11 protein-coding genes and 1 riboswitch are annotated in these 11,011 nt (G+C 63.6%); of the genes, 7 read left to right on the forward strand and 4 right to left on the reverse strand.

The genetic code is table 11. The annotated features are described in order from the left end of the window. Positions 1 to 160: 160 nt before the first annotated feature. Together groES and M729_RS0124915 are read right to left on the reverse strand one after the other, a co-directional pair. Positions 161 to 457: a co-chaperone GroES gene (gene groES, locus M729_RS0124910; RefSeq protein WP_006203049.1), complete on the reverse strand. Its 297-nt coding sequence runs from the start codon at positions 455 to 457 to the stop codon at positions 161 to 163. Between the two features lie 164 nt (positions 458 to 621). Then, positions 622 to 1,419 (reverse strand): class I SAM-dependent methyltransferase, encoded by a 798-nt coding sequence (locus tag M729_RS0124915; protein WP_013532388.1) that lies wholly within the window; start codon positions 1,417 to 1,419, stop codon positions 622 to 624. On the opposite strand from M729_RS0124915, the gene M729_RS0124920 reads away from it, so the two are divergent. Beyond that, positions 1,418 to 2,386 carry a hypothetical protein gene (locus M729_RS0124920; RefSeq protein WP_245267630.1) on the forward strand — a complete coding sequence of 323 codons (969 nt, stop codon included), beginning with the start codon at positions 1,418 to 1,420 and terminating at the stop codon, positions 2,384 to 2,386. The two genes, M729_RS0124915 and M729_RS0124920, sit on opposite strands and share 2 nt — an antisense overlap. An 8-nt stretch (positions 2,387 to 2,394) precedes the next feature. Here the strand turns inward: M729_RS0124920 and M729_RS0124925 are convergent, their stop codons facing one another. After that, positions 2,395 to 3,021 (reverse strand): TetR/AcrR family transcriptional regulator, encoded by a 627-nt coding sequence (locus tag M729_RS0124925; protein ID WP_027163205.1) that lies wholly within the window; start codon positions 3,019 to 3,021, stop codon positions 2,395 to 2,397. A gap of 124 nt (positions 3,022 to 3,145) precedes the next feature. Between M729_RS0124925 and M729_RS0124930 the strand changes: the two genes are divergently transcribed. From M729_RS0124930 to M729_RS0124940, 3 genes are read left to right on the forward strand one after another with little or no spacing between them, the layout of a single operon-like run. Further along, a complete protein-coding gene (locus tag M729_RS0124930; protein ID WP_027163206.1) occupies positions 3,146 to 4,333 on the forward strand; it encodes an MFS transporter in 1,188 nt (395 codons plus the stop codon). Positions 4,334 to 4,344: 11 nt separating this feature from the next. Beyond that, positions 4,345 to 5,622, forward strand: a complete 1,278-nt coding sequence (locus M729_RS0124935) for a D-arabinono-1,4-lactone oxidase (protein ID WP_027163207.1) — start codon at positions 4,345 to 4,347, stop codon at positions 5,620 to 5,622. After that, on the forward strand, positions 5,622 to 6,761 hold the full coding sequence (locus M729_RS0124940) for an alanine racemase (protein ID WP_027163208.1): 1,140 nt from the start codon (positions 5,622 to 5,624) through the stop codon (positions 6,759 to 6,761). Before M729_RS0124935 ends, M729_RS0124940 begins: the two co-directional genes overlap by 1 nt. Positions 6,762 to 6,766: 5 nt before the next feature. Here M729_RS0124940 and M729_RS0124945 read toward each other — a convergent pair whose 3' ends face one another. Then, a complete protein-coding gene (locus tag M729_RS0124945) occupies positions 6,767 to 7,600 on the reverse strand; it encodes an AraC family transcriptional regulator (RefSeq protein WP_027163209.1) in 834 nt (277 codons plus the stop codon). A 235-nt stretch (positions 7,601 to 7,835) separates the two neighbouring features. Continuing rightward, positions 7,836 to 8,043: riboswitch (cobalamin riboswitch) on the forward strand. A 164-nt stretch (positions 8,044 to 8,207) separates the two neighbouring features. Between M729_RS0124945 and M729_RS0124950 the strand changes: the two genes are divergently transcribed. The 3 genes from M729_RS0124950 to M729_RS0124960 are packed head-to-tail and all read left to right on the forward strand — an operon-like array spanning position 8,208 to position 11,009. Beyond that, positions 8,208 to 8,996 (forward strand): ABC transporter ATP-binding protein, encoded by a 789-nt coding sequence (locus tag M729_RS0124950; protein WP_024504856.1) that lies wholly within the window; start codon positions 8,208 to 8,210, stop codon positions 8,994 to 8,996. Between the two features lie 49 nt (positions 8,997 to 9,045). Then, entirely contained in the window at positions 9,046 to 9,993 is a 948-nt protein-coding gene (locus M729_RS0124955; protein WP_027163210.1) for an ABC transporter substrate-binding protein, read from the forward strand. Between the two features lie 29 nt (positions 9,994 to 10,022). Beyond that, positions 10,023 to 11,009: an iron ABC transporter permease gene (locus M729_RS0124960; RefSeq protein WP_081714386.1), complete on the forward strand. Its 987-nt coding sequence runs from the start codon at positions 10,023 to 10,025 to the stop codon at positions 11,007 to 11,009. Positions 11,010 to 11,011 lie beyond the last annotated feature (2 nt).

An 11,011-nucleotide genomic window follows, 5' to 3' on the forward strand; every position in this document is an offset into this window, starting at 1 on the left:
GGGCCGAGCGTGACCTTCACCGCGTCGGCGAGGATGTTGACGCCGCGCAGCATGCGCTCGCGGGCATCACGGGAGAATTTTACGTCTTTGGCAGCCATTTTTAGCTCCTGGCAGGGGCTTCGATCGAGCCCGGGAATTCAGTTGACGGAAAGGCCTGATATCAGCCGATGATGCCCATGATGTCGGATTCCTTCATGATCAGAAGGTCTTCGCCATTGAGCTTGACTTCNGTGCCCGACCACTTGCCGAACAGGATGCGGTCGCCGGCCTTGACGTCCAGCGGGACCAGCTTGCCAGCTTCGTCACGAGCGCCGGAGCCGACAGCGATGATCTCGCCTTCCTGCGGCTTTTCCTTTGCCGTGTCGGGGATGATGATCCCGCCAGCGGTCTTGGATTCGGATTCGACCCGGCGAACGACCACGCGGTCATGAAGCGGGCGGAACTTCGACTTTGCCATTTTTTCTTCCTCGATGAGAACGGTGAGAAACAGTTCCTCCATCCGGCGGCGCCGGACATGTGGTTAGCACTCACCAAAGGCGAGTGCTAACGTGGCGCTGAAATAGGCTGGCGGCGCGCCGGAGTCAAGGCGCTCGGAGCGCCTCTTGGCGCATGATGATGAACTTACCGGTGCCTGGCCGAACCGAGCACCAGAAGCGGGCACCGTTCCGCCAGCGGATAGCTTCCGCTCGGCACGACGCGCACGTCGCCGAACCAGTTGGCTGCCTCGTTGGTCAGCGTGGCCAGCGTCGCGAAGCTGTAGCTTATGTCCGAGCCTGCATAGACGTCGATCGTGTTGATCGAGCTCATGCTCCATCCTGTTCGCGCGGCAAGAGCTTCGCGGTCCGGAAACAGTCTGCCGAATGCATCGCGGATCGTTGCCACCTTGATGGTAAAATCGCGGTCGTCGGTCGTACACGCCATCGCAATCCGCCATTTGAGCGCGTGGAAATTCTCGATCCCGCCGGCCAGAACCAGAGCTTCGATGCCGCACAGATCGTCCGCCGTTTCCGGTCGTGCGAAGACGCGGATCGCTGCGCGCCTGCCAGGCTTCAGCACCCTGGCGACCTCGCCAAACAACGAACTGCGCGCCGCCTGGGAAGCGACCGCCGACAGGCATCCGTCGCCGATGACGGCGTCGATGCTTGCGCGGTCCACGGGCAGGTTAAGCCAGTTGCCGGCGATTGCCCGTCGCGAGCCGTCGTCGCCAGCCCATACGCCGGAAATCATGGCCGCCGACTGGTCGACCGCCAACATCGACTTGCCCAGAACTGCCAATTCCGGGGTAACCCCCAAGAGAAGGACATCGGCATTTCCGAGATCAAGTTCGCGATCGAATATAGCGACGGTTTCCGCTGTCGGCCGGAGCGGCGCTTCCAGAAGTTTCCAATGGCGGTGGTAATCGTCCCAATGATTTGTCATGCAATTCCATTGGCCCCCTGCACGCCTGGATTTTGGATATCACCGGGGCTTAGTAGAGGTCGTTGGACAAGCCAAGACATTTCAAGGCATCTACAGACAGTCCAGGAGGTGGATAGTGGCGCGTATCGCCGTGATAACGCATGAGCATGACAGGTTCCTGGGCAGGCGCGATATTCTGCTGCGCAGGAGCAGCCCATACATGCTGTTCGACATTCTTGCGGAATTGAAAAGGCGCGGCCATTCGGTTCGGGTTCAGCAAGGCCTGTCGAAGCCGGTCAGCGCCGATATGGCGGTATTGCATGTCGATGCCACGGTGACGCCCACGGACTATGTCGACTATGCCCGGAGTTTTGCATTCTGCCTCAACATCGGCGCCGCCGACATATCCAAACGGCGGATCAGTGGTGCATTGATCGACAAAACCGACAGCTGGCAAGGTCAGGTGATCGTCAAAAGCAATCTCAACAATCGGGGAATCCCGGAGACGCTCCTCAACCGGCGATCCGAGCGCGCGGGCAAACAGCCGCCGTTTCCGCATTTGCCAATCTTGCACCCCTATGAGATCCACGGATCTCTCGGCGACGTTCCAGACGGCGTCTTTGATTGCGACGATCTCGTCGTGGAAAAGTTCATTCCGGAGAGAGAACCCGACGGTTTTGCTGTTCGTTTCTGGGTGTTTTGCGGAGAGCGAGAGCGCTGCACCCGCTACGTCTCCCCGAACGGCCTGGTCAAGGCATCGGAGACGATCCGGCGCGAGCCCGTCCCGGTGCCCGACGAACTGCGTGAGCGCCGGCGTGAACTCGGCTTCGACTATGGAAAATTCGATTTCGTCATGCATGAGGGCAGGGCCATCCTCCTCGATGCGAACAAGACTCCCGGCCGTCCGCAAAATCTCGTCAAGATGTTCGCGGCCGGCGCTTCGGATCTGACACACGGCTTCGAAGGCCTCGTCCATCGGGCGAAATAGGCGCGGCTCTAGAGGAACAGCCGCAGCTGCGTGTGAATGATAGACCGGTAATCCTCGATGGTCCGGCGGCTTTCCGCTTCGCCCTCGGCAAGCGCCAGGCGCACCACGCCGCCGGCGAGCTGGAAGATCAGCAGAACCATGCGTTCGAACTGCTCGCGCCTCTCGGGCTCCAGCAAGGCGATGACATGGTCGCAGAACATTTTGGCTTGGTGCCGCGTTTCGGCGAGGTCGAGGTTCTTGAGCGCCTTGTCGGCCTGGATGGCGTTCTGCAGATCCTGGATGGCCGGATCGCCGGCGACACGGCTGAGATAATCATCGAGCAGCCGGTCAGCGGCCACGATGACATCTTTCGCCTCGTGGATTTCGGCGATGATCGTCGTCAGCCGTGCCCGGCTGACCTCTGAAAACCGCTCATAGAGCATCGCCAGGATCGCCGATTTGTTGGGAAAGTAGTGGTAGACGGTGGCGATTGGCCCGCCCGCCAGCATGCCGACCTCCTTCATAGTGACGGCGTCGATACCCTTTTCCCCGATCAGCCGCATGGTCGTCGACAGGATCGCGTCGATGCGCTCGCGGCTGCGTTCCTGCTTGGGCTTGCGCCTCGGCTCGGTCGCCATTCTCTTCAATTCCGTCATGCACCGATCTTTCGCACGGTTTTTAGATTCCGGTTGACAAGAAATATGATCAAGTATCAGTTTCTGAAATACTGACAGGTTGTCAGCTTTTTTGCCGCGCGGCAAGGACGTTGGGGAGGCGCCTTTGGCTTCGACAGATATCGGCCACGCAGGCAGTGGCGACTGGCTGGTCGGCAATCCGACCGGCTGGCAGCTCGCCTCGGCCCTGTGGATCGGTTCGGTCGGCCTGCTCATCCTCGGCCTGCAGCCGGTGCTGCTCGGAGCTCTCTACACCGAAGGCCATGTCAGCGGCGACGAACTGGCGCTGGTCGCCACCGCCGAGATGATCGCCATTGCCATCGGTTCGGCCGTCGTGGCGATGCTGCTTTCGGCCCACAATATGCGCTGGAAAAGTGCCGTCCTTCTGCTGCTGCTGGCGCTGGCCAATGTGTGGACGGCCTATGCCGCGAGCGCCAACATGCTGATTGCGGCCCGCGCCCTTGCCGGGCTCGCCGAGGGCGGTCTGGTCGCCATCGCCACCGAACTGATCGCCCGCTCGCGGCGTGCCGAGCGCATCGGCGGCTATTTCGTCACCATGCAGACGCTGGCGCAATGCGCGCTCGCCCTGTTGCTGGCGCTCTATGTCATCCCGGCCGCAGGGTCGGCGGGTGGCTTCATCGTTCTTGCCGTCGTCTGCGTCGTGTCGCTGGCGGTCGCTTTCACTGTCCCAGGTGACTATGCCGACCTGCCCAAGGAAGAGAATCTGGCCAATGTGCTGACGGTTTCCTCGATGACCGCGCTGCTGTCGGTCTTCTGCTACTTCATGTTCTTCGGCGCGGTCTGGGCTTTCCTGGAGCCGCTAGGCGCGCAATACGGCATCGATGGCCGCACCGTCGGCCTGATCGTCTCGGCCAGCCTCGCGGTGCAGGTCCTGGGGGCGATGACGGCGACCGCGTTCGAGGCGCGCATCGATTATCGCCTTGCCATCGCGGCGATCGGCGTCGTGGCGCTTGTCAGTTCCCTGGTTCTTGCCAGCAGCCCCGGCCTGACGACGTTCTGGGTCGCTGCCCTGGCCATGGGCTTTATCCTGCTGTTCATCGTGCCCTACCAGATCCGTCTGGCGATCACCGCCGACGAGACGCGCACCGCCGTGCTGCTGGTGCCGGCAGCCCAACTGTTCGGCCTGGCGATCGGGCCGATTGCGGCGTCGCTGCTCATCGACGGCAAGGATTTCCGGCCGGTGCCGGAATTCGCCGCCGCCAGCGCGGTGGCAAGCGTGGCGCTGCTCGGTCTCTTCGTTCTTGTGTCACGTCGCCGTCGTGCGGTTGCCTGAGCGGGGAGCGCATGTCGAACACCTGGAGCAACTGGTCGGGCTTCGTAAGTGCCGAGCCCAAGCTGATCGCCAGCCCCGGCGATGTCGGTGAACTCGGTGATCTCGTCCGGACCGCGCCTGGCCCGGTGCGCGTGGCCGGCGCCGGTCATTCCTTCACACCGCTGGTGAAATCGCAGGGCACGATCCTGTCCCTGGAGAGACTGGAAGGGCTGGTCTCGCACGACGCGCAAAAACATCAGGCGCGGGTGCGGGCAGGGACCCGGCTCGGCCCGCTCATGCACATCCTGCAAGGCATTGGCCAGGGCCTGCCCAACATGGGCGATATCGACCGCCAGGCGATCGGCGGCGCGCTGGGCACAGCCACGCACGGCTCGGGACCGACGCTCGGCGCCTATCACACGCAGCTGGAGACGGTGCAGATCGTCGACGGGCTTGGCAAGGTCCGCGACTTCAAGCGGGCAGGGGATCGGGACATGATCCACGCCATCGGTGTTGCGCTCGGCGCTTTCGGCGTGCTCACCGAAGTGACGCTGAACAACATCGCGACCTACCGGTTGCGCCGCCGCAAATATGTGCTGCCGATCACCGAGATGCTGCGTGATTTCGAGGCGATGATGGCCGCGCATCGCTCGGCCGAATTCTACTACATTCCGTTTTCCGGCTATGCGCAGTTCATCGCCAGCGATTTCAGCGATGCCGCACCCACCACGCGGCCGCCGGAAGAGGACGAGGCGGGTTTGAGGACACTGCGCAGGCTGCGCACTTCACTTGCCTGGCTGCCATCGCTGCGTGGCCGCCTGATCCGATCGGCGGCCGCCAAATTTCCCGCCGAGGACTACGTGCAGGACTGGCTCAACGTCTATGCCAGCGACCGGCAGACCAAGTTCAACGAGATGGAATATCATTTGCCGTTCGAGGAAGGGCCGAAGGCGCTGGCCGAGATCATCGAGCTGACCGAGAAGCGCTTTCCCGAGGTCTATTTCCCGATGGAGGTGCGCTCGGTCGCGCCGGACCAGTTCTGGCTTTCGCCATTCTACAACAGGCTGACCTGCTCCATCGCCATCCACCATGACGCCGCGAACGATCCTTTGCCGTTCATGCGGGCGGCAGAGCCGATCTTTCGCAGATATGGCGGCCGGCCGCATTGGGGCAAGATGCATAGCCTCAAGGCGGCGGAGCTGAAAAAGCTCTACCCGCGCTGGGACGATGCCATGGCGGCGCGCCGCGACATCGATCCGGAAAACCGCTTCGTGTCGCCCTACATGGCCGGCCTGTTCGGCATCGAATGATGAGCACCTATTTTTCCACCCTCTCGGATGCGCTGAAGACCGCCGGCATCTTCCGACCCTGCCTGCTGCTCGACCGCGATCGGCTGGACGGAAACATTGCCCTGGTAAAAAGGAGGCTGGATCCCGGCCTGGCCGTGCGGCTGGTCGACAAATCGCTCGCCTGCCTGCCGCTGCTTGCGCATATAGGCAAGGCGCTTCGCCATGAGCGCTTCATGACCTTCCACCCGCCGATCAGCGAGGCGGTGCTGAAGGCGTTTCCGGATGCCGATCTGCTCTACGGCAAGCCGATGCCGATCGGTGCGGCAAGGGCTGCGCTGGTGAAGGGTGATGCCGACTGGTCGCGTGTCTGCTGGCTGATCGACAGCGAGGAGAGACTGGCGGAATACGGTGCTCTCGCTGACGAACTCGGCATCGGCCTGCGCATCGCTTTCGAGATCGATGTCGGGCTGCATCGCGGCGGCTTTGCTGATCCCGCGGCCTTGTCGAAGGCGTTGAGCGCGTTGCCGGCCCGGCTGCATTGCGAAGGCGTCATGGCCTACGAGGCGCATGCACCGCTCATTCCCGGCCTTTTCGGCGGACCGGCAAAGGCATTGGCGGAGGCGTCGGCGCAGGCTGCGGCGTTCGTCGCCTGTCTCGGCGCCGACCAGCGCCGTATCCTCAACATCGGCGGCAGCAAGACCGCGCTGCTTCATCGTGGCGGCGCGGCCAATGAAGTGTCGATGGGCTCGGCCTTCGTGCTGCCCAGCGACTTCGATACGCCAGGCCTCGACGGCTTCCAGCCGGCGGCTTTCATCGCCACGCCGATCCTGAAAGTGGTCGAGCCGATGCTGCCTGGCCCGCCGGCCGTCACCCGCCTGCTGCAGGCGCTCGGCCGGTTTCCGCGCAAGGGCTGCTATCTCTATGGCGGCAAGTGGATGGCCGAGCCGGTCTTCCCCCAAGGCATGAAGACGAACGGCCTGCTCGGCCTGTCCTCCAACCAGCAATTCATGGGCTTGCCCGCCGATGCGACCGCAAGGCCAGGCGACTACGCGTTTCTAAGGCCGACGCAGAGCGAGGCCGTGCTGCAGCAATTCGGGTCGATCGCCGTGTTTTCCGGCGGAAAGGTCATCGATCGCTGGCCGGCGCTGCCGATGGCGTGATCGAGCTACGCCTTCACCGGTACCCAGATCTCCAGGCCGCCATTGCCGCTGTGGGCATCGAACTCCGGTCCATAGCGCTCGAATTCCGGTGCATCCGCGATTTCGTGACCGGAGGCGGGCAGCCAGCTGTTCCAGATCGTGTTGATCGTCCGGCGGATGGATGAGATGTGCTCGCGGTGCGAGAACACCGCATATTTCTGCGCCGGCACCCGCACCCGATAGAAGTCCTTCGGCAGATCCGCAAAGCCGGACACTTCGACGCCGACGACATAGTCGAAATTGCCCGCGTCGTCGCCATTAAGGCACACGCCGTAGAAAACGCCTGAGATCTCGCCGGGGATGTTGCCGATAAAGGGTGCAAAACGCTGCCACTGCATCGGAATCCCGGCGCTGGTTTCACAGCTGTAGCGTTCGCCGAGGCCGGCGATCAGGAACGGCCGGCTGGTCTCGAAGCGCGGTGGTTCGAGATTGGTGAGGAGGGACTGGTCCATCAGGATCGGCTCCACGAGGTCGAGGTTGTTGGTCGAGCCTTGCGCGCGCACCAGTTCCGGCGTGGTGCCGAACTGATCGCGGAAGGCACGGGTGAACGCCTCATGCGAGTTGTAGCCGGCGTCGAGCGCGACGACGAGGATGTCGGGCGCTCCGCCGGCCAGCTTGCGCGCCGCCTCGGTCAGCCGGCGTGAGCGCATGTAACCCATCACCGAGCGGCCGGTTGCGGCGCCGAAGGCGCGCGTCACATGAAAACGCGACACGCCGCTGCTTTGCGCGACATCGTCAAGCGAGATCGCCTCCGGCAGATGGCTCTCGACGAACCACAGCGCTTTCTCGGTCGGGTTCATGGGGCTCCTTTTCGCATTGGCCGGATCATCTTGGCGTTTCCTGGCGCGGCCAGTTTGATCGAAATTGCGCATTCCGTGCAATCTGCGCCGATCCCATGGGCTTTCGCTTGACAGCGGGCCGCGTCATCTCCTAAGAATGTTATGTTATTACATAAAATGAGCGTGCAATGCCTGTTTCCCTTAGCTGGCCCACCACTTCGTCCGAGAAATCCATTGCGAAGCGTTTGGTGGAAATCTACGCTGAAGTGGTGATGGTCCCCGAGCCGAAAGGCGAGGGGTGAAAAGGGAACACGGTGAGGCCTGTTCAGGTCGAGGCCGTGGCTGCCCCCGCAACTGTAAGCGGCGAGCAAAATCCGTGAATGCCACTGGCCGGCAAGGCTGGGAAGGCAGGATGGCGCAACGACCCGCGAGCCAGGAGACCTGCCATCACTGAGTTGACCGGACGGGGTGTGCCGGGAGGAAACGCGAATCCCGGCCTTGTCGGCCGGTTCGCCAGCTTCCTTCCGTCGCCAGTTTTGGAAAGTGACGGAAAGTTGGACGGCTCCATCGATCATCGCATCACCATGCGCACGCTTTGCCGTCCCCGCAATCCGGCGGGCTGCAGCCGATGAGCGCAGCGCTTCTCGAAGCCCATGACCTCTGTGCCATGGCGAATGGGCGGAATCTGGTCCAGGCGGTCAGCTTCTCGGTGGCCGCTGGCGATCGCCTTGCCATCATCGGTCCCAACGGCGCCGGCAAGACGACGCTGCTGCGCATGCTGTCGGGCATGCTGCGGCCAAGTTCCGGCGAGGTGAAGCTTGGCGGACGCGGGCTGGACAGGATTTCGGCCGCCGAGCGGGCGTTGCATATCGCCGTTGTCGGCCAGACCGACCAGCCCGATCCGCGGCTGGCGGTGATCGATTATGTCGAGCTTGGCCGGGTCCCGCACGCCGGACTGAGGCGCAGGAGCGAGGAACGCGACATTGTCGTCAATGCGCTGCGCCGGACCGGCCTGCTGCCGCTGCTTGGCCGCACCGTCGGCTCGCTGTCGGGCGGCGAGCGCCAGCGCGCCCAACTGGCGCGCGCCATCGCCCAGCAGCCCAAAATCCTGTTCCTCGACGAACCGACCAACCATCTGGACCCGCGCGCCCGCGGCGAACTGCTCGACCTCGTGGCAGGCTTCGAGATGACGGTGATCGCGGTGCTGCACGATCTGGCGCTGGTAGCACCCTTCGCCACCAGGGTTGCGGTGATGAATCATGCCCGCCTGCAAGCGCTCGCCGCACCGCGCGAAGCGCTGGCCCAACAGCTGATCCGCGAGATTTTCGGCATCGATGTGCTGCGCCTGCGCCATCCGACCGAGGATCGAGAGTTGACGGTGTTCGAGGTTCCGAACCGTGCCGCGCCGCCGTCGTGATTGAAGCCGTTCCATAGTCGACCCGATCCCACCCACAAGGAGCATACCCGTGAAACGCCTCGCTTTTTCGCTTGCCGTCTCGCTGCTGACCTCGACCGCCTTCGCCTTCCCGGTAACCGTCGACAGCTGCGGCAAGCCGCTGACCTTCGACGCGCCGCCGAAGCGCGCTGTCATCCATGATCTGAACATGGCCGAGATGGCTTTCGCGCTGAAATTGCAGCCGTCAATCGTCGGCCTGACCGGCATCACCGGATGGTACAAGGTCGGTCCCGAATTCAAGGCAGAGCAGGGTTCGATCCCGGAGCTGGCGCCGAAATATCCGACGCTCGAAAACCTCGTGGCCGTGGAGCCGGATTTCTTCTTCGCCGGCTGGTACTACGGCATGAAGCCGGGTGGCGAGGTGACGCCCGACACGCTTGCCCCGCACGGCATCAAGACGCTGGTTCTGGCGGAAAGCTGCGTCCATCTCGACAAGAGGCGCCCCGCCGCCTCGATGGACCTGCTCTACGGCGACGTCGAAAAGCTGGGCAAGATCTTCGGCAAGGAGACAGAGGCGGAAAAGCTTGTCTCTGGCTGGAAGGCGCAGCTCGCCGACATCACCGCCAAGGTCGGCAGCGCCAAGGGCACGCGGGTGTTCCTCTACGATTCCGGCGAGGACAAGCCGTTCACCGCAGGCAAGTTCGCCATCCCCAGCGCCATGATCACTGCCGCCGGCGGCGACAACATCATGGCTGACATGGACACCAGCTGGGGCAACACGGATTGGGAAACGGTGGCGTCGCGCAATCCGCAATTCCTCATCCTGCTCGATTACCAGGACGGTGGCGGCTACAGGAAGCTGCTCGACTTCCTGAAGGCGCATCCGGCCATGAAGGAGACCGACGCGGTCAAGAACGAGCGCTTCGTTGCCCTCCGCTACGCCGAGCTGACGCCTGGACCCGCCAACATCGAAGCGATCGACAAGATCGCCAAGGCCATGCACCCGGAAGCATTTTGAGCTTGCGCCATCCGGCATTTGCGTTGGCCATGCTGGCGGGAGCGGCGGCGATCGCCGCTCTCGCTCTGCTGTCGATCGCCTATGGCTCGACGCTGATCCCGCTGGCCGACGTTGTAGCAGCGCTTGGCCGCGCAATCGGCTTAGGCGGGCACGACGTGTCCGGGCCGGTCGGCAAGATCGTCGTCGATCTGCGGCTGCCGCGCACGATCCTGGCCATCTGCGTCGGCGCGGGCCTCGGCGTCGTCGGCGCGCTGCTGCAGACAGTGACCCGCAACGATCTCGCCGATCCGTTCCTGTTCGGCCTGTCGTCGGGCGCCGCCGCCGGTGCTGTTTCCGTCATCACCGTCTTCGGCGACAGCTTTGGCATCTGGACGTTGCCGGTCGCGGCCTTCACCGGCGGCATATTGGCCGCCGGCGTCGTCCTGCTGCTGGTCGCGCGGGTGAGGGGCCAAGGGCCGGAGCGGCTGATCCTCGCCGGCCTTGCCGTGTCCTTCATGTTCACCGCCTTGACCAACTACCTGGTCTTTGCCGGCGACCAGCGCGCCGCCCACTCCGTGTTGTTCTGGACGATGGGCGGCCTTGGCCTGGCGCGCTGGGACAATATCTGGTTGGGCGCGCTGGGTGCGGGCACCATTCTGGCTTACGCGCTGTGGAACCACCGCCGGCTCGATGCCTTCCTGGCCGGCGAAAACGCCGCCGAAAGCCTTGGCGTGCCAGTGGCGCGCATGCGCCGAATGACGTTTCTCGTCGCCGCCTTCTCGACGGCGATCCTGGTCTCTGTCGCCGGGGTCATCGGCTTCGTCGGGCTGATGATCCCGCATCTGTCGCGGCCGCTGGCAGGCCCCTTGCATCTGCGCCTGGTTGCCAGCTGCGCCGTCTTCGGCGCGGTGCTTTTGCTGGCCAGCGATCTTCTGGCCCGAACGCTGCTGCCGCCGCAGGAACTGCCGATCGGCATCATCACCAGCTCGGTCGGTGCGTTCTTCGTCGTCACCATGCTGATCCGCAACCGGCTTTGAGC

This window comes from Mesorhizobium sp. WSM1293 (genome assembly GCF_000513875.1).
In the GTDB taxonomy this organism is placed as follows: domain Bacteria; phylum Pseudomonadota; class Alphaproteobacteria; order Rhizobiales; family Rhizobiaceae; genus Mesorhizobium; species Mesorhizobium ciceri.